This window comes from Rhizobium sp. C104 (genome assembly GCF_022354505.1).
Classification (GTDB): Bacteria; Pseudomonadota; Alphaproteobacteria; order Rhizobiales; family Rhizobiaceae; genus Rhizobium; species Rhizobium redzepovicii.
Map to the genome: position 1 here is coordinate 3,991,041 of NZ_CP092348.1, position 20,163 is coordinate 4,011,203.

The following is a 20,163-nucleotide window of genomic DNA, read 5'->3' on the forward strand; positions in this document are numbered from 1 at the left end:
CCATGTCGGTCGACATCCGCGTGATCCGCGATCGATTGCCGCGGGAGATCGCCGACCTCGAAAGCGAGGCCCGGCGGGAGGGTCATCTCCATATCGCCCGCCTTATAGACGAATGGTCGGCCGGCGACATCAGGTTCGAGCGTGGCGGCGAGAGGCTGCTTGGCGCCTATGCCGGGGAGGCGCTTGCCGGCGTCGGGGGTGTGACCGTCGAACCCGCCCTATCGCAAGCGTTGCGGATGCGGCGTTTCTACGTCAGCCCCGAAATGCGCGGCCACGGCATCGGCCGGCTGCTGGCCTTGGCGCTGCTCAATCATGCGCGGGATTTCTGCAGTGTCGTCACCGTTCATCCGGGCAATCCCGGCGCAGCCAAATTCTGGGAGGCTCTCGGGTTCCGACCTCACGCGCCTGATGGCGATATGCTTTATGTCGAAATTGCCCGCATCCCCTCCGGTCGGGATGTTTCAGGCTCGTTCTTCACGTTTTAAGCTTCAGGCCCCGATCTCTTTGAGACGAATGGCCTGACGGGCCAGCAGCCGCTCGACATCGGCAATATCGGGTGCCGAGAGCTTGGCGCCCGGCTTGCGCAGAGTGGCGGATTTGATGACGCCGCGCTTGGCAAGCACATATTTGCGGGAGGCAAGCCCGATGCCCTGCTGCTGCTCATAGCGGGCGAGCGGCAGATAGGCGTCGAAGATCTCGTGGGCGCGGCCCGGATTTCCGGCTGCATAGGCCGCGACGACGCCGACCATCATCTCAGGATAACAGAAGCCGGTCATGGCGCCATCGGCGCCCCGGCCCATCTCTTCAGGCAGAAAAAGCCCGCCATTGCCGCAGAGGATGGAGATGCGCCGCATGGCGCCGCTATCGCTGGCGGCGCGGAGCGCGGTGATTTTTGAAAGGCCCGGCCAGTCCTCGTGCTTGAGCATGACGCAATTTTGCACCTCGTTGACGATGCGCTCGATCACCTTGGGCGCAATCGTCACATTGGTGGTGAGCGGATAATCCTGGAGCACGAAGGGTGTCTCGCCGAGGGCCTCGCCGACCGACTGGTAAAAGGCGAAAGCCTGGTCGTCGGTCTTGACGGTCCAGGGCGGCGCGACCATGACGCCGGCCGCACCTTCGCCCATGACGGCTTCGGCAAGTTCGCGCATCGGAGCAAGTCCCGGCGCCGACACGCCGACAACGACGGGCAGCCGCCCGTCGAGGCGCTTCAGCACACGCTCGACCACCGTGCGCGATTCCTCGGCGGTCAGCTTCGGGGCCTCGCCGAGCTGGCCAAGCACCGTCAGGCCGGTAACGCCGGCGCCCTCGTAGAAATCGACCATGCTGTCGATGCTGCCGAGATCGAGCGCGCCGTCATCGGTGAACGGGGTTACGGCGATCACATAGACGCCCTTGGCATCTTCGGTCAGTCTGGCCATCGAGGCTCTCCAATTCAAGCGGCCGAAGAACAAAGGCCCCGGCATTTCGAACAATCCTTCCGGCAATCTATGCGGCCAATCGCTCGCCCGGCAAGCTTTTCGTAAGGGTGCCGGCGATCTCCGACGCCACACTCCTTGCCGACGCTCAGCCGTGTCTTTGCGGTTCCAATTGCATCGATTTGCGGGCATGGTCTCGCCCGATGAGCACAGATTCGTCCGACCTCTTTGGCGCGCTTTTCGACGCACCGCTCGCGAACCGAACGGTTCCCGTGCTGGTGCCGATGCCGGCGCCCAAACCCTATTCCTATTCGGTGCCTGAGGGCATGGCGGTCGAGCCCGGCTCGGTCGTGCAGGTGCCGCTCGGGCCGCGGCAGGTGATCGGCGTCGTCTGGGACGGCGGCGAGGATGGAGTGGACCCGAAGAAGCTCCGGCCGATCAGCCATGTCTTCGACTGCCCGCCGCTTACCCGGGAGATGCGCGATTTCATCGATTGGGTTGCGGCCTACACGCTCTCGCCGCCCGGCCTCGTCGCCCGTATGGCGCTGAGAGCCCCCAACGCCTTCGAGCCGGAGCCGATGGTGGAGGGGCTGAAATTCGTCGGCGGCGAACCGGAGCGGACGACGCCGGCGCGCGCCCGCGTGCTTGACACGGCTTCCGACGGTTTGTCCTGGACGCGCAGCGGCCTGGCGCATGCGGCGGGGGTCTCGACCAGCGTCGTCGACGGGCTGATCACGCTCGGCATTTTTGAGACGATATTCCTGCCGCCGCCGCCGGTCGTGGCGATACCGGATCCCGAATTTGCCGCCGCCCGCCTCGAAGGGCCGCAAAAGAGGCGGCCGCGGAGATCGTTTCCGATGTCCGCAAGGGCGAATTTTCGGTGTCGCTGATCGACGGAGTGACCGGATCGGGCAAGACCGAGGTCTATTTCGAGGCGATCGCCGAGACGCTGAAACGCGGTAAGCAGGTGCTGATCCTGCTGCCGGAGATCGCGCTGACGGCCAGTTTCATGGAGCGCTTCCAGGATCGCTTCGGGGCAAAGCCGGCCGAATGGCATTCCGATCTGGCACCGCGCATGCGCGAAAAGGTCTGGCGCCAGGCGGTGACCGGCGAGGTCCGCGTCGTGGCCGGCGCCCGCTCGGCGCTCTTCCTGCCCTTCGAGGATCTCGGCTTGATCATCGTCGACGAGGAGCACGATCCCGCCTACAAGCAGGAGGACCGCGTCTTCTACAATGCCCGCGACATGGCCGTGGTGCGCGGCCGGATCGGCGATTTTCCCGTTGTCCTGGTGTCGGCGACGCCGTCGGTCGAAAGCCAGGTCAACGGACAGAGTGGGCGCTACAGCACCGTCCACCTGCCGACGCGTTTCGGCGACGCGGCGCTGCCGGACTTGCACCTCATCGATATGCGCCGCCACGCACCTGAGCGCGGCGGCTTCCTGTCGCCGGTCTTGATCCGGGCGATCGGCAAGACGGTGGAGAAACGCGAACAGGCGCTGCTCTTTCTCAACCGCCGCGGTTATGCGCCGCTGACGCTCTGCCGGGTCTGCGGCCATCGCTTCCAATGCCCGCAATGTTCGAGCTGGCTGGTCGAGCATCGCTTCCGCAAGCAGCTGCAATGCCATCAATGCGGCCATGCCGAGCGCACGCCGGAGGCATGCCCCGAGTGCGGCACGCTCGACCATCTGGTTGCCTGCGGACCTGGAGTCGAGCGCATCGCCGAGGAGGTGGAGCGGCATTTTCCGGAAGCGCGGACGATCGTTCTCTCCTCGGATATCATGGGCGGAGTGAAGCGGCTGCGGCTGGAGCTGGAGGCGATCGCCAAGGGTGAGGCCGATATCGTCATCGGCACCCAGCTCGTCGCCAAGGGGCATAATTTTCCGCTGATGACGCTGGTCGGCATCGTCGACGCCGACCTCGGCCTTGCCAATGGCGATCCGCGCGCGGCCGAGCGCACCTTTCAGCTCCTGTCGCAGGTGACGGGCCGGGCCGGGCGCACCGGCCTCAAGAGCCATGGGCTGCTGCAGACTTACCAGCCGCAGCATCCCGTCATGCAGGCGATTGTCTCAGGCGATTCCGATGCCTTTTACGAGCGCGAGATCAGCGAACGCGAACGCGCCATATTGCCGCCCTTCGGCAGGCTCGCCTCGATCATCGTTTCGGCCGAAACCCGCCATGACGCGGAAAACCATGCGCGCGGCATGCGCAATGCAGCGCCGCAGGTATCCGGCATCTCGGTGCTCGGTCCGGCGGAAGCCCCGCTGGCGCTGGTGCGCGGGCGCCACCGCTTCCGCCTTTTGGTGCACGGCCGGCGCAACTCCGACATGCAGGGCTTTTTGCGGGCAATGCTGTCGCAATCGCCGAAGGAGCGCGGGTCTGTGCAGGTGCAGCTCGATATCGATCCGCAGAGTTTTCTCTAAAACGCCACGCCGCCATTTCCTCCCTTTCCGGCCCATGTCATAAAACACTGATTCTTCCGGGTGATTTGGGGCTGATGCATGGAGTTTTATTTTCCGACCGAGCTCGGCGAGCAACTCGCCTTTTGCTCCGCCGCCTTCACGGCGCTTGCCGGCTTCATCATGATGTTTGCACCGGGCCATAGCTTCCGTCTTCTCGGTCTGCAGGCGCAGGAGGGGCGGCCGGAGGGGTATGGGGAGGGGCGCTCGATGGGCGGTTTCTATCTCGGCTTTGGCTTGTCGGCGATCATGCTCGCCCAGGACTGGATTTACATGGCGCTCGGCGCCTCCTTTGCGATGGCGGCCTTTGCCCGTATTATCTCGATCCTGTCCGATAAGGGGAGTAGTCTCGTCAACTATTTACTCCTGGTTGTGCAAATTGCCTTGGCGGCGCTGCCGCTGCTTTATGTATTCGGCTTCACCCAGACATGACTCTCGCGACCGGCTAACGGCTTCCCCGGCCGGCTTCCAGGCCGTTGCGCAATTTTGCGAACAGAAATTCATGTGAAAGGCGTATTCGGGCATTACGCGTGTTGCGAGTTCCGAACATCCTATGTTAGACGGACCCCGAATTTCGGAAGAAGCAAGAGGCTTCTCTTGTGGTTTCTGGGGGAAATCAAAACGAATTCAAGATCATAGGTTCGGCGTCCGCCGAGAGCCGGATTTTGGGTTGAAATCAGGGAAATTTGTGCCAGTGGCAGACACGTCCCAGCTTACATCTGGTGTTGCCGAGCGCTATGCCTCGTCGCTTTTCGAACTGGCGCTCGAGCAGGGCGCCGTCGACAGCGTAACCGCCGATCTTGACCGTTTCCAGGCAATGCTGGATGAGAGCGCTGACCTGAAGCGCTTCGTCGCAAGCCCGGTTTTTTCCGCCGAGGACCAGCTGAAGGCGATCGTCGCCATCAGCGAGAAGGCCGGAATCAGCGGCTTCTTCGCCAATTTCCTGAAGGTCGTGGCGCGCAACCGCCGCCTGTTCGCCCTGCCGGGCATGATCAAGGCCTTCCGCATCATCGCCGCGAACCATCGCGGTGAAATCTCCGCCGAGGTCACCTCGGCGCATGCGCTTTCGCAAGCGCAGGAAACCGAATTGAAGGTGGCACTCAAGAGCGTTACCGGCAAAGACGTGACGATTGCCGTCACGGTTGATCCGTCAATTCTTGGTGGTCTGATCGTCAAGGTCGGGTCCCGCCAGATTGATACGTCTCTTCGTACCAAACTCTCCACTCTTAAGCTCGCATTGAAAGAGGTTGGCTGATGGATATCCGCGCCGCGGAAATTTCCGCAATTCTCAAAGACCAGATCAAAAATTTCGGCAAAGAGGCAGAGGTCTCGGAAGTCGGCCAGGTTCTCTCCGTCGGTGACGGTATCGCCCGCGTCTACGGTCTGGACAATGTCCAGGCCGGTGAAATGGTCGAGTTCCCGGGCGGCATCCGCGGCATGGCGCTGAATCTCGAATCCGATAATGTCGGCGTCGTCATCTTCGGCTCCGACCGCGACATCAAGGAAGGCGACACCGTCAAGCGGACCGGCGCCATCGTCGACGTCCCGGTCGGTCCGGAACTGCTCGGCCGCGTCGTCGACGCGCTCGGCAACCCGATCGACGGCAAGGGCCCGATCAACGCGACGCGCCGTTCGCGCGTCGACGTCAAGGCTCCCGGCATTATTCCGCGCAAGTCGGTTCATGAGCCGATGTCGACCGGCCTCAAGGCCATTGACGCGCTGATCCCGGTCGGCCGCGGCCAGCGCGAGCTGGTCATCGGCGACCGCCAGACAGGCAAGACCGCTATTCTTCTCGATGCCTTCCTCAACCAGAAGGCCATTCACGACAACGGCCCGGAAGGCGAGAAGCTTTACTGCGTCTACGTCGCCATCGGCCAGAAGCGCTCGACCGTTGCCCAGTTCGTCAAGGTGCTCGAAGAGCGCGGCGCGCTGAAGTATTCGATCATTGTCGCGGCGACCGCTTCCGATCCGGCGCCGATGCAGTATCTGGCTCCGTTTGCCGGCTGCGCGATGGGCGAATATTTCCGCGACAACGGCATGCATGCGCTGATCGGTTACGACGACCTGTCGAAGCAGGCCGTTTCCTACCGCCAGATGTCACTGCTGCTGCGCCGCCCGCCGGGCCGCGAAGCCTATCCGGGCGACGTTTTCTACCTCCACTCGCGGCTGCTCGAGCGCGCTGCGAAAATGAACGACGACCAGGGCGCCGGTTCGCTGACCGCTCTTCCGGTCATCGAAACGCAGGGCAACGACGTGTCGGCCTTCATTCCGACCAACGTCATCTCGATCACCGACGGCCAGATCTTCCTTGAAACCGACCTGTTCTACCAGGGTATCCGCCCGGCCGTGAACGTCGGTCTGTCGGTTTCCCGCGTCGGTTCGTCGGCGCAGATCAAGGCGATGAAGCAGGTTGCCGGTTCGATCAAGGGCGAGCTCGCCCAGTATCGCGAAATGGCCGCCTTCGCCCAGTTCGGTTCGGACCTCGATGCTGCGACACAGCGCCTGTTGAACCGCGGTGCACGCCTGACCGAACTTCTCAAGCAGCCGCAGTTCTCGCCGCTGAAGACGGAAGAGCAGGTCGCGGTGATCTTCGCTGGCGTCAACGGCTTTCTCGACAAGCTGCCGGTTGCTTCGGTCGGCAAGTTCGAACAGGGCTTCCTCTCTTATCTGCGTTCGGAGGGCTCCGCCATCCTCGACGCGATCCGCACGGAAAAGGCAATCAGCGATGATACCAGGGGCAAGCTCACTGCTGCTCTCGATAGCTTCGCAAAGTCTTTCGCGTAATCAGGCCCTAAGTTAGGACGGATCACGGATGCCTTCACTTAAGGATCTGAAAAACCGGATCGCCTCCGTCAAGGCGACGCAGAAGATCACCAAGGCGATGAAAATGGTCGCCGCGGCGAAGCTTCGGCGTGCGCAGGAGGCGGCCGAGGCCGCCCGGCCTTATTCGCAGCGCATGGGTGCGGTGCTGGCGAACATCGCCAAGGCCGTTACCGATGCGGACGGCGCGCCGACACTGATGACCGGGACCGGCAAGGACCAGGTTCATCTGCTGGTGGTCTGCACGGCCGAACGCGGTCTTTGCGGCGGCTTCAACTCGCAGATCGCCCGATTCGCCCGCGAGCATGTGCGCAAGCTGGTTGCCGAGGGCAAGACAGTGAAGATCTTCACCGTCGGCAAGAAAGGTTACGACATCCTTCGCCGCGAATATGCTTCGCTGATCATCGAGCGCAAGGAATTGCGCGACGTCAAGAAGATCGGCTTCGAGAATGCGGACCAGATCGGCAAGCGCATCATCGAGATGTACGAGGCTGGCGAATTTGACGTCTGCACGCTGTTCTATTCCGAGTTCAAGTCGGTGATCAGCCAGATTCCGACGGCGCAGCAGCTCATCCCGGCTTCGACGGGCGCAGTGCAGGCCGAAGATGCGGCGCATGCCGGCGCGGTCTACGAATATGAGCCGGATCCGGCTTCGATCCTCGAAGACCTGATCCCGCGCAACATCTCCGTCCAGATCTTCCGCGCGCTCCTCGAGAACGTCGCCGGCGAAATGGGCGCCAAGATGAGCGCCATGGACAATGCGACGCGTAATGCCGGTGAGATGATCAACAAACTGACGCTGAGCTACAACCGCCAGCGTCAGGCGCAGATCACCAAGGAACTCATTGAAATCATTTCGGGCGCGGAAGCGCTCTGAGGCTAGGAAAAGAGGGTCAGAAAATGGCTGAGGCAGCTACCCCCAAGATCGGCTCTGTCGGCAGGGTCACACAGGTTATCGGCGCCGTCGTTGACGTTGCTTTCGAAGGCGAACTGCCGAAGATCCTGAACGCGCTGGAAACCACCAACAATGGCGTCCGTCTGGTTCTCGAAGTTGCACAACACCTTGGCGAGAATGAAGTCCGTACGATTGCGATGGACTCGAGCGAAGGTCTCGTGCGCGGCCAGGAAGTCAGCGATACCGGCGCTCCTATCATGGTTCCGGTCGGCAACGAGACGCTCGGCCGTATCATGAACGTCATCGGCGAGCCGGTCGACGAAGCTGGCCCGCTCGTCACTGCGCACAAGCGCGCCATCCACCAGGATGCGCCGTCCTATGTCGAGCAGTCGACGGAAGCGCAGATCCTCGTCACCGGCATCAAGGTCGTCGACCTTCTGGCGCCCTATGCACGCGGCGGCAAGATCGGTCTGTTCGGCGGCGCCGGCGTCGGCAAGACCGTCCTGATCATGGAACTGATCAACAACGTCGCCAAGGCGCATGGTGGTTACTCGGTTTTCGCGGGCGTCGGTGAACGTACCCGTGAAGGCAACGACCTCTACCATGAAATGATCGAATCCAACGTCAACAAGCATGGCGGCGGCGAAGGCTCGAAGGCCGCGCTGGTTTACGGCCAGATGAACGAACCGCCGGGCGCCCGCGCCCGCGTCGCTCTGACCGGCCTGACGGTTGCCGAACATTTCCGCGACCAGGGTCAGGACGTTCTGTTCTTCGTCGACAACATCTTCCGCTTCACCCAGGCAGGTTCCGAAGTGTCGGCTCTGCTCGGCCGCATCCCGTCGGCCGTCGGTTATCAGCCCACGCTCGCAACCGACATGGGCCAGATGCAGGAACGCATCACCACGACGACGACCGGCTCGATCACCTCGGTCCAGGCCATTTACGTTCCGGCCGACGACTTGACCGACCCGGCGCCGGCAACCTCGTTCGCGCATCTTGACGCGACGACGGTTCTGTCGCGCTCGATCGCCGAAAAGGGCATCTACCCCGCCGTCGATCCGCTCGACTCCACCTCGCGCATGCTCGACCCGATGGTCGTCGGCGAAGAGCATTACGAGGTCGCCCGTAAGGTCCAGTCGACGCTGCAGCGCTACAAGGCCCTGCAGGATATCATCGCCATTCTGGGTATGGACGAACTGTCCGAAGAGGACAAGATTGCCGTTGCCCGCGCCCGCAAGATCGAGCGTTTCCTGTCGCAGCCGTTCTTCGTCGCCGAAGTCTTCACCGGCTCGCCGGGCAAGCTGGTTGCTCTGGAAGACACGATCAAGGGCTTCAAGGGCCTCGTCAACGGCGAATACGATCACCTGCCGGAGGCTGCCTTCTACATGGTCGGCTCGATGGAAGAAGCGGTCGAAAAGGCCAAGAAGCTCGCAGCTGCTTGATGAGCGACGCGCTGGACGAGATATTCTGCTGCGATCCTCTGAAAGGGGTCGTGGCGGATCTTCCGGAACCAGCCGCGCCGACCATCTATCGCGCCGATAACGGCGTGCTGATGATGGTGGTTGGTCTGGTTCAGAGCGAGGAAGGCCTCGGCTATCTCGACCAGGCGATAATGCACTGCCCGTTCTGCGGGACCCAATTGCAAGATGCGAAAGCCATAGCCGAGAAGGTAAGTCACTGATGGCTGACAATTTCAACTTTGAGCTCGTTTCGCCGGAGCGTCTGCTGCTGTCGGAGATGGTGACTGAAGTCGTCATTCCTGCGACTGAAGGCGAAATGACCGTCATGGCGCACCATGCGCCGACGATGACGACGATCAAGCCGGGTGTCGTGAGCGTGCGTTCGGCCTCCGGCAAGAAGCAGGACTATGTCGTGTTCGGCGGTTTTGCCGATATCCTGCCGACCGGCTGCACATTGCTTGCCGAATCAGCGGTTCCGGTCGAGGAACTCCACAAAGACGAACTGACCCGCCGCATCGAGGCCGCTCGCAAGGAGCTCGAAGATACCGAGCTGCACGAACGCAAGTCGAAACTCGAGCACTTCATCATGGAACTGACGCATCTGAATGGCGTCGTCCAGCAGGATTGATCGCAATCGATTTTTCGATAGTGAAAAGGCGGCTCAACAGCCGCCTTTTTTGTGTCTGCTCGTCTCCAGGGATCCGGCGGACAATGTCTGACGGCGGGTTCAAATGAACAAGCGGCCTTCGCCGCCACGCCGGATCGTCTCAGAAGCCGGTGCCGCCACGCAGCTCGATGACGAGCGTCTTCAGCAGAATCTTCAGGTCGAGCAACAGACTGAAATTCTTGACATAATAGATATCGCAGGCAATGCGGGCGCGAGCTTGCAACGGTCGCGCCGTCGGGCCCCGCCAGCCGCGTGTCTGCGCTAGGCCGGTGATGCCGGGGCGCATGATGTGGCGCTGGTGGTAGTGCGGCACCAGCTCTTCGTAGAGCCTGCCGGCTGCGCGCATGTTGATCGCATGGCATCGCGGACCGACCAGCGACATATCGCCCATGAGGACATTGAAAAGCTGCGGCAGCTCGTCGATATTCGTCCGTCTGAGGACCGCGCCAATGCCGGTCATCCGGCTATCGCCCTTGACGGTCTGCTGAATGCCGCTCGGATCACAATCGTCGGTGCGCATCGAGCGGAATTTGAAGACCGTGATCTTCCGTCCGTTCAGTCCCCAGCGGATCTGCCGGAAGAATATCGGGCCGCCATCGTCGAGTTTGATGAAGAGAGCAATCGCCAGAAAAAACGGCGCGAGCACGATGAGGGCGCTGCCTGAGGCGACAATGTCGAACAGCCGCTTCACGCCCAGCCGTACAGCCATCTTTCTTTCGACAGGCGAAAAGCTATCCGGCTGGCGAATGTTGGAGTTCGCGATAACCAGGGTCTTGGTTTTGTCCTGACGCTGAGACGGATCGAAGCGTGAATTCGTCTTCGAAGTAAAAGCATTCATTACGCAAGGTCCACAAGTTTAGATGCGATACTGAACTACCGGGAGACAGATACATCGTCACGTAACGTTTGTCATCGGTATAAAAAAGAATTTCGTAACCCTAAAGAAGCCAAAAATGGGAGTATTTCGCGTTAACCTTAACGCCTGTAGTTGCGTTGAATGAAAGCTTATACTTTGAAAGGAGTAGCCCGATCGGATGGGCATGATGTCAGTCGGTTGCCGAGGTCGATCGCCGGTTTCTCCAGCAGGTGGTAGCTGAGGCTGGCGACGAGAAGGACGAGCGCTGCCGCCAGTCCGCAGGACTGCAGCCAGCCCGTGACGACATTTTCCGAGGAGACGCCGAACGAACCAGGGTCGAGCCTTTGGATCGATATCAGGATGATCTCCTGCCAGACATAGATGCCGAAGGAGATCTTTGCGATGTAGCGGACGGGCGCATTGTCGAGTAGCCTGCCCAGACGTTGCGAATGGCAGAGCGAAACGAGCGCCGTTGCGATTGCCAGCGGAAAGACCGGGAAGCCATAGGGGATATCGAGCCAGCCGTAAGCTTCAGGGGTGCCGCCCGGCGATATGACGAGGCGGTAGCCGGCAACGGCGAGGGTGAGCAGCGCTGCGGCATCGAACCAGAAGGAGGACCGCCTTCTCAGCATGATCTCGATGCCGGCGGCCAGCGCGCCGAGGGCGAAGACGGCGAAGAAGCCGATCGGATTATATCTCGGCATCCACTCTTTCGCCCCACCCTGCAGGCCGTACTGCCAGCCGCGTCCGATGTCGTCGAGCGGAAAGATGGTGAGGATCAGCAGATGGGCGAGGACGACGCCTGCGACGACGCAAAGCCAGGCCAAGCGGGCAAGCAGCGGACGCTGCCTGAGGAGAGGCAAACGAAACAGCAGGAGAAAGCAGACCGGCAGGAGCACATAGCTGGTGACCTCGAAGGGAATGGACCAGAGCGGGCCGTCGGCTTCGACCGGAAAAAACGTGCGCCAATGCCACTGGCTCATGAACAGCAGCCCGGAGACGTAGCGAAGCGTGAGTTCCGGCGTCAGCGGCAGGGCAAGCAGTGTCAGGCTGAGGACGAAGCTGACGGTTGCTGCCACCCAGAAGCCCGGCGCGATACGCGCCGCCCTGCGGATCGTGTAATGGCGGAGGCTCGGCATCTCGCCGCCGCCGTCGAGCGCGCGCCAGAAGGGATGAGAAAGAAGAAAGCCGCTGAGCACGAAGAAGATGGCAACGCCGAAATTGCCGAAGCGGAGGATCTGCGCAGTCGTTCCCAGTTCGTCGGGAATTCTGCGCATATCCAGCCGGAGCGCGAGATGGTGGGCAAGCACCAGCAGACAAGCCGTCGCGCGCAGAAAGTCCGCTCCGGCCAATCTCTCCTGTTGTCGCATCTGTCCCTCGCCTTATAGCTCAAGACTTTGCCGCGGAACGCCGCGGCGGGCAAGGCCAGGGCTGGACTCAGGCCAGCAGGTCGTTGGTATAATAGGTGGAAAAGTCCGGCTTCTCCTTGAGTGCGGCGCCATTCGCATCGACCAGAATGCCGTTCTCGACCAGGAAGCCGCCGATAGCATCGGCCTTGGCCGGATCGAGGGTGCCGATCACACCGGCCTGGGATTTCAGGAAGTGTCCTTCGATCAATGCCTTTTGCGAAGCTTTCACCAATTCGGCGTTCATCAGCGCGCCGTTGCTCTCCGCTATCAGCAGCGCGCAGGCTTCGTCGGGATGATCAACGGAATAGGCATAACCCTTTCGCGTCGCCTGAATGAAAGCGCGGGCATTTTCCCGATTGGCCGAAAGATAGGTGTCGCTGGAGACGATGACCGTGGTTTGCTCGTCGGGAATGCCGTAGTCGGAATAGTGGAAGCGGGCGATCTTCCGGTTTTCCAGTTCGGCGGCGACGCCTTCCCAGGTATAGATCTCCAGGGTGAAATCGATCGAGCCATTGTCCAGCGCTTCATAGGCGGAGGTGCCGAGCGTGACGGTCTTGACCTCGCCTTTGCCGCCATCGTTGCGGATCATCGCGGAGATCAGCGCGCTCTCCCAGGTGCCGCCGAATCCGCCATAGGTCTTGCCGTCGAGATCCCTTGGGCTCTTGATGTCGTCGCGTCCGCCCTTGAAGATCAGGCGTGCTGTTTCAGTCTGGACGACGCCGTAGACCATCTTCACGTCACCGCCGGCGGCGCGCTGCGTGATGGCCTCGATCTCGCTGCTGATCCCGAAGTCGGCGACGCCGTTCGATACCAGCGTTCCGGCACTCGTATCGGCATAGGGTAGAATGTCGACATCGAGGCCCGCGGCGGCATAAAAACCCTTCGCCTTGGCGACATAGATGCCGATATGGTTGGTGTTGGGCGTCCAGTCGAGTGCGATGCGAGCCTTTGCGGGCGCCGACTGGGCGAAGGCCGGGCGGCCGACAAGGCCTGCCGCGATGGCGGCGAAAATCGTCTGGCGACGGGTGAGAAGCAGCATGATGACCTCCTCAGGTCTCTAGAGCATGGTGCCGAAAGTGTGCGCGGTTTTCGGCGTCATGATCTAACTCTTTAGTTCAGAACAGGATGCAGATTTCAGGCCGACCGGCCTAAGATCATCCTGTTCCAGCGGATGAAGCAGGGTCTGCAGGATTTCGGTTTCGATCGCCTGGGCCGCCGGCGAGCCGAGATCGGCAAGGCTTCTGGGGCGGGGCAGGGGAACGCGGAATTCTCGAATGATGCGCGCCGGGCGGGCCGAAAGCACATAGATGCGGTCGGAGAGGAACACCGCCTCGCGGACATCATGGGTGATCAGCAGCGCCGTCCAGCGGTGTTCGGTCCACATGCCCTGCAGCCACTCCTGGATCTGCGTGCGCGTCAGCGCGTCGAGCGCGCCGAAAGGCTCGTCGAGCAGCAGCATGTCCTGGGTCTGGACGACGGTGCGCAGCAGAGCGGCGCGCTGGCGCATGCCGCCCGATAGTTCGGACGGATAATGGTGTTCGAAGCCGGCAAGGCCGAAGCGCTCGAACAAAGGCGCCACAGCGGCGCGGGCCGCGCGGCGGCTCTTGCCTTTTACCTCGAGGCCGAGGGCCGCATTGTCGATGATCCGGCGCCAGGGCATCAGCGCATCACGCTGCGGCATGAAGGCGAAGGAATGCGGCGCTTCCTCAAGCGGCGCGCCATTGAAAAGCACCGAGCCGGAATCGGGTCGAAGCGACTGCGTCAGCAATCGCAGCACCGTCGATTTTCCCGAGCCGGACGGGCCGACGATCGAAACGAACTCGCCGTTCCCGACGCCGAGCGAAATATCGCCCAGTACCTGCATGCCGTCGAAAGATTTCGCGATATTGCGCAGTTCGACCATTTTGTCGCTCATCGGCGCCGCTCCCCGGATGGCTGCCAGGGCATAAGGAGGCGCTCTATCAAGAGTGTTAGGCCGAACAGGCAAAGGGTCAGCACGGCGCTGACGACGACGGCGGCGAGCACGAGATCGGGACGGAAATTGTTCTTGGCGTTGAGGATATAGATGCCGAGGCCGCTTGCGGCGCCGGCATATTCGGCAAAGATCGCGCCGACGACGGCATAGGTGATCGAGATCCTCAGGCCGGCGAAGAAATAGGGCAGCGCCGAGGGAAGCCGTGCCAGGCGGAAAATGCGCCAGCGGTCTCGTCTTCATCGAATGCAGCAATTCGGCGATGTCGCGGTCGGTCGATTCATAGCCTTGCAGCAGGGCGACGAGCAGCGGAAAGAAGGTGACGAGCGCCACCAGCAGGATCTTCGGCAAAAGGCCGAAACCGAACCATAAGACGACGAGCGGCGCAATCGCCACCAGCGGCAGGGTCTGGCTGGCGATGAAGATCGGCAGCAATGCCCGGCGCATGAATGGCATGAAATCCATGAGGATCGAAGAGGTGAAGGCGAAGGCAAGCGACAGCGCGAAACCGCCGAGCGTCGCACCAAGCGTCGGCCAGGTGTTTGATATCAGCGCCTCACGGTTCAGCCAGCCCTGGATAACGATGCGCGAAGGCGCCGGCAGAATGGAAGGCTTGATGCCGGAAAGATCGACATAGAGTTCCCATGCCGCCAAAAAGGCGCAGCCCGCGAGCAAGGCGGGGAACCCCCGATAGAGAGCGGCGCGGAGCGCGGAAAGGTGCGAACCCGATGGTTGCGGCGATGTCATCAGCGTTTGATTTCGGTCTCGATGCCTAGCCGGCCGCGATAGGGATCGAGCGTTTTGACGGCATCGCGAATGATGCCGACGACATTGCCGGACATCGGATAAAGTGACACTTCTGCGCCTGAGAACATCTGAACCTCGCTCCGCTGGCATTACCCAGATCAGCTTTAAAGGGTCCAGAGGCTAGCGCCTCATATCTCAGCCCCGGCAATACGGAGCTCCCCTGTTATTTCGTCGGAAACTATCACCCGTGTTTTCTTCCCGCAACCGCAAATTTGGGAACCCGTCCGCACGGTCGGAAAAGCTCTGTTGTGAGGGAAACACCCGAGCGGGATCCCGCTCGGGTGTTCCTCGGTGGGCCCGTACCTGCCGGGAACGGGACCGCAGCTTGCTGCCTCTGGCGGCAATATCGGCGTAAGGGGTGCCAGCGCCCTTATCGGAGTAAGAGCGGGAGCGCCCGATCGGGCTTTACGATCGCAGAAGCAAAGGGTATAAGACCTCAACCAATATTGAGGTCAAGAGGCGATGGATGGTATTTCGGCAGCGCCGCTCGGAAAGCTCCTGACTGTCGGCGAAGTGGCGGAACGCAGCGGCCTTGCCGTCTCGGCGCTGCATTTTTACGAGACCAAGGGTTTGATCTCGAGCATCCGCTCCCGCGGCAATCAGCGCCGCTACGGGCGCGATGTGCTTCGCCGCCTCGGCATCATCAAGGTGGCACAGCGTGTCGGCATTCCGCTTTCGGAAATCCAGGCGGCGTTCCAGTCCCTGCCGCAGGGGCGCACGCCGACCGTCGCCGATTGGCAGACGCTGTCGGCGCGATGGAAGGACGATCTCGACGCACGAATCAATCGGCTCAGTCTGCTGCGCGACCGCCTGACCGGCTGCATCGGCTGCGGCTGCCTGTCGATCGAAAGCTGTCCGTTGCGCAATCCCTGTGACCGGCTCGGCAGGGAAGGGCCGGGTGCGCGGCTTCTGGAGACCGAAAACGAGCTCGTTGTTTAGTCCTGGATCTCCCCGGAAAGATCGATGCCTGCCTTTCTTTCGGTCGGTGTGCTCATATGTTAAGGGCAGGTGACGCATCCGAGGAGGACGGCTTCGTGTTTCATCCCAGACTGTTTGAAAATCGTAATGTCGTCGTCACCGGCGCCGGCCGCGGCATCGGCCTCGAAGTCGCTCGGCAGTTTCTGGATTGCGGCGCGAAAGTGATCGTCCATACCGGGCGCAAGCCGGGGCGGGACCTGCCGGATTTCCTGCTGACGGCTGAATCGGAAAGACGGGCGCTGCTGCTGCATGCCGATTTCTCTGCCGCCGGCGGTGCGGTGCAATTTGCCGACGATGTTCTGGCTTTCTTCGACAGGGTGCATGTGCTCGTCAACAATGCCGGCACCATGCTCGGCCGTTTTCCCGCTGCGACGCTGACCGATGCCGAATATGAAGCGGTCATACGGCTGAACCAGACCTCGGTAGTGGCGCTGACGCGCGCATTGCTGCCGGCATTGAAGGCGGCCGAGGGTGCTGCCGTCGTCAACACCGTTTCGATCTCGGCGCTCACCGGTGGCAGCCCCGGCTCGTCGATCTATTCGGCCTCGAAAGCCTTCGTTGCGACCTATTCCAAGGCGCTTGCCCGCGAGCTTGCCCCGGATGGCATCCGCGTCAACTGCGTCTCGCCGGGAACGATCGAGACGGATTTCCACGAGCGCTATTCCTCCAGAGAAAAGCTGGAGCAGACCCGGAAATCCATCCCCCTGCAGCGGCTTGGCACGGCAGAGGATTGCGCTCCCGCCTATCTGTTCCTGGCGGCTCCCTTACTCTCGGGATACATTACCGGCCAGGTGATCGAGATCAACGGCGGACAGCTTATCTGCTGATTTACTTGGACCTTTTTTGGCATTTCATCACTATTGACCAATTCGTTTGTGCGAATATGCTATTGTTCTGATCTACCAAATCGCCTCCCTTCCGAGATATCGAATGCCGTTGCCTAAACCGGAGCCGGGGATGACCGGCCAGGACTTGCACATACTCGCCGGAAAAGCCCATGAAGCGAGCGATCTGCTGAAGGCTTTGGCGCATCACACCCGATTGCTGATCCTCTGCATCCTGGCAAAAGAGGAGCGGACGGTCGGTGAAATCGAGAATATTCTCGGCATTCAGCAGGCGATGGTTTCGCAGCAGCTTGCGCGTTTGAGGCTCGAAGGCCTAGTCAATACGCGCCGCCAAGGCAGGCTGGTTTATTACAGTATCGGCAATGTCAGCGTGCTTGCCTTCCTCGAATCTCTGTTCGATCTTTTTCCCGCTGCGGAAAACTGTTAAAGCGCGTCGCCTTAACTTGATTCATTCCCTTGCGGAGCACGGTTGCTGTGTCGAAGATGAGGCCGGACGCGAAATGTCGCGGGAGCCCGGATGATCGACAAGCTGGAATTCTTCATCGCCCTAGCCAATGAAAAGCATTTCGGCCGCGCTGCGGAGGAGTGCGGGATTTCGCAGCCGACGCTTTCGGCCGCGATCCGGCAGCTCGAGGATCAGCTCGGGGTCATGCTGGTGCAGCGCGGTTCGCGTTTTCAAGGGCTGACGCCGGAGGGGCAGCGCGTGCTGGAATGGGCCCGGCGCATCGTCGGCGACGCGCGCACCATGCGCGAGGAAATGCGCGCCGCCCGCCGCGGCCTTTCCGGCCACATTCGCCTTGCCGCCATTCCGACGGCGCTCGCCATGCTTTCGCGCATTACCACGCCTTTTCAGGAACGGCATCCCGGCGTCACCTTCTCGATCGTCTCGCGCAATTCGCTGCAGGTGCTGAGCATGCTCGAAAACCTCGAAATCGATGCGGGCATCACCTATCTCGAAAACGAGCCGCTCGGCCGTGTCACCAGCGTTCCGCTCTATGCCGAGCGCTATCATCTGATCACGGCTGCGGGCAGCCCGCTCTCCGATCGCGACAATGTGACATGGAAAGAGGTCGGCGATCTTCGGCTTTGTCTATTGACCGCCGACATGCAGAACCGCCGAATCATCAATCGGCACCTGACGGAAGCCGGTGCCACGGTGCATCCGACGCTCGAATCCAACTCGATGATCGTGCTGTTCTCGCATGTTCGAACCGGCCGCTGGGCGAGCATCATGCCGCGCAATGTCGCCAAGTCTTTTGGTTTCCCGGTGGAAATCCGGATGATTCCGATCGTCGAGCCGGAGGCCCATCATCTCGTCGGCCTTGTCGCGCCCTATCGCGAGCCCTTCACGCCGCTGGTCTCTGCCTTGCTGCATGAAGCGCGGGTGCTCGTGCGAGATGAAGAACTCTGATAGAAAAAAACTATCGTTCCACAGGATAGCTTTATTGATCCCTGGCGGCTTCCCTGAGATGCTTGCGGCGGATGGTGCTCGGCTGGAGGGGCCGCCATTCCGCAACGAGCAAGCCGTCGGGAGGGCTACCTTATGACCATTTATATCGCCGAAGGCGATATTGCCGCGCGCACTCGTGCGATCATTGCCGATCTTCGCTTCCTCGAAGGGCCGCTGCTTCCCATTCTACACGAGGTTCAGGACGAATTCGGTTATATCCCGCAGGAAGCCGTGCCCGTGATCGCGGAGGAACTGAACCTCTCCCGTTCCGAGGTGCATGGCGTCGTGACTTTCTATCATGATTACCGCGACCACCCCGCCGGCCGGCATGTGCTGAAGCTCTGTCGCGCCGAGGCCTGTCAGTCGATGGGCGGCGATGCGCTGGCCGAGCGCGTCAAGACGCTGCTTGGCATCGATTTTCATCAAACGATGCTCGACGGCAGCGTGACGCTGGAGCCGGTCTACTGTCTCGGGTTCTGCGCCTGCGCGCCATCGGCGATGCTCGATGGCGAGGTCTATGGCCGGGTTGACGATCAGCTGGCGGCGGAACTCGTTGCGGAGGCACGCCGATGAGCATCAAGATTTATGTTCCGCGAGATGCCGCCGCGCTGGCGCTCGGCGCCGAAAAGGTGGCAAAGGCGATTGCCCAGGAGATCGCCGCCCGCGGCCTCGGTGCCGAGATCGTGCGCAACGGCTCGCGCGGAATGTTCTGGCTGGAACCGCTTGTCGAGGTCGAGGTCGCCGGCAAACGCATCGGTTACGGACCGGTGAAAGCAAAGGATGTGCCTGCATTGTTCGACGCCGGGATGATGACCGGCGGCGATCACCCGCTCTGTCTCGGGGAGGTTGAAGACCTCCCGTTCCTGAAGGAACAGACCCGCCTAACATTCGCCCGCTGCGGCATCACCGATCCACTGTCGTTGGCCGACTACGAATCGCATGGCGGCCTGGCCGGCCTTCGCCGGGCCGTTTCGATGACATCCGCCGAAGTCGTCAAGGAAGTCACCGATTCCGGCCTGCGCGGACGCGGCGGCGCCGGCTTTCCCACTGGGATCAAGTGGAAGACTGTTCTCGATGCCCCGGGGGACCGCAAATATATCGTCTGCAATGCCGATGAGGGTGACAGCGGCACCTTTGCCGACCGGATGATCATGGAGGGTGATCCCTTCGTGCTGATCGAGGGCATGGCGATAGCCGGCCTCGCCACCGGAGCGACCAAAGGCTACGTCTACACCCGTTCTGAATATCCTCATGCCATCGCAGTGATGACCGAAGCCGTCGGCATCGCGCGTCAGGCCGGGATACTCGGCCCGTCGGTGCTCGGCTCGGGCCGCGCCTTCGATATCGAGGTGCGCACCGGCGCCGGTGCCTATGTCTGCGGCGAGGAGACGGCCCTTTTGAACAGCCTCGAAGGCAAGCGCGGCGTCGTGCGCGCCAAGCCGCCGCTGCCGGCGCATCAGGGGCTGTTCAACTGTCCGACCGTCATCAACAATGTGATCTCGCTCGCCTCCGTGCCGGTGATCATGGAGAAGGGCGCCGCCTTCTATCGCGATTTCGGCATGGGCCGCTCGCGTGGCACCATTCCGCTGCAGATCGCCGGCAATGTCAGATATGCCGGTCTTTACGAAACGGCCTTCGGTCTTTCGCTCGGAGACATCGTCGACCGAATCGGCGGTGGCACCGCGACGGGGCGGCCGATCAAGGCCGTGCAGGTCGGCGGACCGCTTGGGGCCTATTTCCCTCGGGCATTGTTCGACACGCCGTTCGACTACGAAGCTTTCGCCGCCAAGGACGGGCTGATCGGCCATGCCGGCCTCGTCGTCTTCGACGACAGCGCCGATATGCTGAAGCAGGCGCGCTTCGCCATGGAATTCTGCGCCGTCGAAAGCTGCGGCAAGTGCACGCCCTGCCGCATTGGCTCGACGCGCGGCGTCGAGACGGCCGACAAGATCGCCCATGGTATCGAGCCGGAGAAAAACCGGGCGCTGCTCGCCGATCTCTGCAACACGATGAAATTCGGCTCGCTCTGTGCGCTCGGCGGCTTCACCCCTATCCCGTCATGAGCGCCATGACGCATTTCCCGGAGGATTTTTCGCCGGCGCCGATGGTGGAGGCAGCTGAGTGATGATCT

18 protein-coding genes, 4 pseudogenes and 1 riboswitch are annotated in these 20,163 nt (G+C 61.7%); of the genes and pseudogenes, 15 read left to right on the top strand and 7 right to left on the bottom strand.

The window, feature by feature from the left end; genetic code table 11:
• Positions 1 to 2: 2 nt before the first annotated feature.
• On the top strand, positions 3 to 485 hold the full coding sequence (locus MF410_RS20805) for a GNAT family N-acetyltransferase (protein ID WP_097624890.1): 483 nt from the start codon (positions 3 to 5) through the stop codon (positions 483 to 485).
• A 3-nt stretch (positions 486 to 488) separates the two neighbouring features.
• On the opposite strand, the gene MF410_RS20810 is transcribed toward MF410_RS20805, so the two are convergent.
• Positions 489 to 1,421, bottom strand: coding sequence for a dihydrodipicolinate synthase family protein (locus MF410_RS20810; RefSeq protein WP_131710917.1), 933 nt, complete (start codon positions 1,419 to 1,421; stop codon positions 489 to 491).
• A gap of 200 nt (positions 1,422 to 1,621) precedes the next feature.
• Here MF410_RS20810 and MF410_RS20815 point away from each other — a divergent pair.
• From MF410_RS20815 to MF410_RS20850, 8 genes and pseudogenes are all read left to right on the top strand, one after another.
• Positions 1,622 to 3,837 (top strand): annotated as a pseudogene (locus MF410_RS20815) (primosomal protein N').
• 78 nt (positions 3,838 to 3,915) lie between these two features.
• The gene (locus MF410_RS20820) at positions 3,916 to 4,305 is read left to right on the top strand and encodes a DUF4345 family protein (protein ID WP_097624887.1); all 390 of its coding nucleotides are present in this window, start codon (positions 3,916 to 3,918) and stop codon (positions 4,303 to 4,305) included.
• A 256-nt stretch (positions 4,306 to 4,561) separates the two neighbouring features.
• A complete protein-coding gene (locus MF410_RS20825) occupies positions 4,562 to 5,128 on the top strand; it encodes a F0F1 ATP synthase subunit delta (protein ID WP_017966273.1) in 567 nt (188 codons plus the stop codon).
• On the top strand, positions 5,128 to 6,657 hold the full coding sequence (gene atpA, locus MF410_RS20830; RefSeq protein WP_097624886.1) for a F0F1 ATP synthase subunit alpha: 1,530 nt from the start codon (positions 5,128 to 5,130) through the stop codon (positions 6,655 to 6,657). Before MF410_RS20825 ends, atpA begins: the two co-directional genes overlap by 1 nt.
• A 28-nt stretch (positions 6,658 to 6,685) precedes the next feature.
• On the top strand, positions 6,686 to 7,570 hold the full coding sequence (locus tag MF410_RS20835; RefSeq protein ID WP_097624885.1) for a F0F1 ATP synthase subunit gamma: 885 nt from the start codon (positions 6,686 to 6,688) through the stop codon (positions 7,568 to 7,570).
• A 23-nt stretch (positions 7,571 to 7,593) separates the two neighbouring features.
• On the top strand, positions 7,594 to 9,030 hold the full coding sequence (gene atpD, locus MF410_RS20840) for a F0F1 ATP synthase subunit beta (protein WP_097624884.1): 1,437 nt from the start codon (positions 7,594 to 7,596) through the stop codon (positions 9,028 to 9,030).
• Positions 9,030 to 9,269, top strand: a complete 240-nt coding sequence (locus MF410_RS20845) for a hypothetical protein (protein ID WP_071093262.1) — start codon at positions 9,030 to 9,032, stop codon at positions 9,267 to 9,269. The genes atpD and MF410_RS20845 overlap by 1 nt, the downstream gene beginning before the upstream one ends.
• Entirely contained in the window at positions 9,269 to 9,676 is a 408-nt protein-coding gene (locus MF410_RS20850; RefSeq protein WP_097624883.1) for a F0F1 ATP synthase subunit epsilon, read from the top strand. The genes MF410_RS20845 and MF410_RS20850 overlap by 1 nt, the downstream gene beginning before the upstream one ends.
• Positions 9,677 to 9,815: 139 nt before the next feature.
• On the opposite strand, the gene MF410_RS20855 is transcribed toward MF410_RS20850, so the two are convergent.
• From MF410_RS20855 to MF410_RS36645, 6 genes and pseudogenes are all read right to left on the bottom strand, one after another.
• Positions 9,816 to 10,553, bottom strand: coding sequence for a sugar transferase (locus tag MF410_RS20855; RefSeq protein ID WP_097624882.1), 738 nt, complete (start codon positions 10,551 to 10,553; stop codon positions 9,816 to 9,818).
• A 167-nt stretch (positions 10,554 to 10,720) separates the two neighbouring features.
• Entirely contained in the window at positions 10,721 to 11,941 is a 1,221-nt protein-coding gene (locus tag MF410_RS20860; protein ID WP_097624881.1) for an acyltransferase, read from the bottom strand.
• Between the two features lie 67 nt (positions 11,942 to 12,008).
• Positions 12,009 to 13,019, bottom strand: a complete 1,011-nt coding sequence (locus MF410_RS20865; RefSeq protein ID WP_097624880.1) for an ABC transporter substrate-binding protein — start codon at positions 13,017 to 13,019, stop codon at positions 12,009 to 12,011.
• A 63-nt stretch (positions 13,020 to 13,082) separates the two neighbouring features.
• Positions 13,083 to 13,895: an ABC transporter ATP-binding protein gene (locus MF410_RS20870; protein ID WP_097624879.1), complete on the bottom strand. Its 813-nt coding sequence runs from the start codon at positions 13,893 to 13,895 to the stop codon at positions 13,083 to 13,085.
• A pseudogene (locus tag MF410_RS20875) lies at positions 13,892 to 14,699 on the bottom strand (ABC transporter permease). Before MF410_RS20875 ends, MF410_RS20870 begins: the two are co-directional and overlap by 4 nt.
• Positions 14,700 to 14,710: 11 nt before the next feature.
• Positions 14,711 to 14,827 (bottom strand): annotated as a pseudogene (locus MF410_RS36645) (HMP/thiamine-binding protein); the annotation flags it as partial.
• A riboswitch (TPP riboswitch) is annotated at positions 14,818 to 14,931 on the bottom strand. (Overlaps the previous pseudogene by 10 nt.)
• Before the next feature lie 290 nt (positions 14,932 to 15,221).
• Here MF410_RS36645 and soxR point away from each other — a divergent pair.
• The 6 genes and pseudogenes from soxR (at position 15,222) to MF410_RS20905 (ending at position 20,157) form a co-directional block, all read left to right on the top strand.
• The gene (gene soxR / locus MF410_RS20880) at positions 15,222 to 15,698 is read left to right on the top strand and encodes a redox-sensitive transcriptional activator SoxR (RefSeq protein ID WP_097624877.1); all 477 of its coding nucleotides are present in this window, start codon (positions 15,222 to 15,224) and stop codon (positions 15,696 to 15,698) included.
• A 95-nt stretch (positions 15,699 to 15,793) separates the two neighbouring features.
• The gene (locus tag MF410_RS20885) at positions 15,794 to 16,564 is read left to right on the top strand and encodes an SDR family oxidoreductase (RefSeq protein WP_097624876.1); all 771 of its coding nucleotides are present in this window, start codon (positions 15,794 to 15,796) and stop codon (positions 16,562 to 16,564) included.
• Between the two features lie 103 nt (positions 16,565 to 16,667).
• Positions 16,668 to 17,009, top strand: coding sequence for a metalloregulator ArsR/SmtB family transcription factor (locus MF410_RS20890; RefSeq protein ID WP_131711719.1), 342 nt, complete (start codon positions 16,668 to 16,670; stop codon positions 17,007 to 17,009).
• A 90-nt stretch (positions 17,010 to 17,099) separates the two neighbouring features.
• Positions 17,100 to 17,993, top strand: a complete 894-nt coding sequence (locus tag MF410_RS20895; protein ID WP_003582744.1) for a LysR family transcriptional regulator — start codon at positions 17,100 to 17,102, stop codon at positions 17,991 to 17,993.
• Between the two features lie 132 nt (positions 17,994 to 18,125).
• The gene (locus MF410_RS20900) at positions 18,126 to 18,605 is read left to right on the top strand and encodes a formate dehydrogenase subunit gamma (RefSeq protein ID WP_239620015.1); all 480 of its coding nucleotides are present in this window, start codon (positions 18,126 to 18,128) and stop codon (positions 18,603 to 18,605) included.
• Positions 18,602 to 20,157, top strand: a pseudogene (locus tag MF410_RS20905) (NADH-quinone oxidoreductase subunit NuoF). Before MF410_RS20900 ends, MF410_RS20905 begins: the two are co-directional and overlap by 4 nt.
• The last annotated feature ends 6 nt before the right edge of the window (positions 20,158 to 20,163 follow it).

What these genes read in the sequence shown, in the direction of transcription:
- MF410_RS20890 (WP_131711719.1), top strand. Translation starts at nt 16,668, where the DNA reads ATGCCGTTGCCTAAACCGGAGCCGGGGATGACCGGCCAGGACTTGCAC.
- MF410_RS20865 (WP_097624880.1), bottom strand. Translation starts at nt 13,019, where the DNA reads ATGCTGCTTCTCACCCGTCGCCAGACGATTTTCGCCGCCATCGCGGCA.
- atpD (WP_097624884.1), top strand. Translation starts at nt 7,594, where the DNA reads ATGGCTGAGGCAGCTACCCCCAAGATCGGCTCTGTCGGCAGGGTCACA.
- MF410_RS20855 (WP_097624882.1), bottom strand. Translation starts at nt 10,553, where the DNA reads ATGAATGCTTTTACTTCGAAGACGAATTCACGCTTCGATCCGTCTCAG.
- MF410_RS20805 (WP_097624890.1), top strand. Translation starts at nt 3, where the DNA reads ATGTCGGTCGACATCCGCGTGATCCGCGATCGATTGCCGCGGGAGATC.
- MF410_RS20860 (WP_097624881.1), bottom strand. Translation starts at nt 11,941, where the DNA reads ATGCGACAACAGGAGAGATTGGCCGGAGCGGACTTTCTGCGCGCGACG.
- MF410_RS20820 (WP_097624887.1), top strand. Translation starts at nt 3,916, where the DNA reads ATGGAGTTTTATTTTCCGACCGAGCTCGGCGAGCAACTCGCCTTTTGC.
- MF410_RS20810 (WP_131710917.1), bottom strand. Translation starts at nt 1,421, where the DNA reads ATGGCCAGACTGACCGAAGATGCCAAGGGCGTCTATGTGATCGCCGTA.
- MF410_RS20870 (WP_097624879.1), bottom strand. Translation starts at nt 13,895, where the DNA reads ATGAGCGACAAAATGGTCGAACTGCGCAATATCGCGAAATCTTTCGAC.
- MF410_RS20850 (WP_097624883.1), top strand. Translation starts at nt 9,269, where the DNA reads ATGGCTGACAATTTCAACTTTGAGCTCGTTTCGCCGGAGCGTCTGCTG.
- atpA (WP_097624886.1), top strand. Translation starts at nt 5,128, where the DNA reads ATGGATATCCGCGCCGCGGAAATTTCCGCAATTCTCAAAGACCAGATC.
- MF410_RS20900 (WP_239620015.1), top strand. Translation starts at nt 18,126, where the DNA reads ATGACCATTTATATCGCCGAAGGCGATATTGCCGCGCGCACTCGTGCG.
- soxR (WP_097624877.1), top strand. Translation starts at nt 15,222, where the DNA reads ATGGATGGTATTTCGGCAGCGCCGCTCGGAAAGCTCCTGACTGTCGGC.
- MF410_RS20835 (WP_097624885.1), top strand. Translation starts at nt 6,686, where the DNA reads ATGCCTTCACTTAAGGATCTGAAAAACCGGATCGCCTCCGTCAAGGCG.
- MF410_RS20845 (WP_071093262.1), top strand. Translation starts at nt 9,030, where the DNA reads ATGAGCGACGCGCTGGACGAGATATTCTGCTGCGATCCTCTGAAAGGG.
- MF410_RS20895 (WP_003582744.1), top strand. Translation starts at nt 17,100, where the DNA reads ATGATCGACAAGCTGGAATTCTTCATCGCCCTAGCCAATGAAAAGCAT.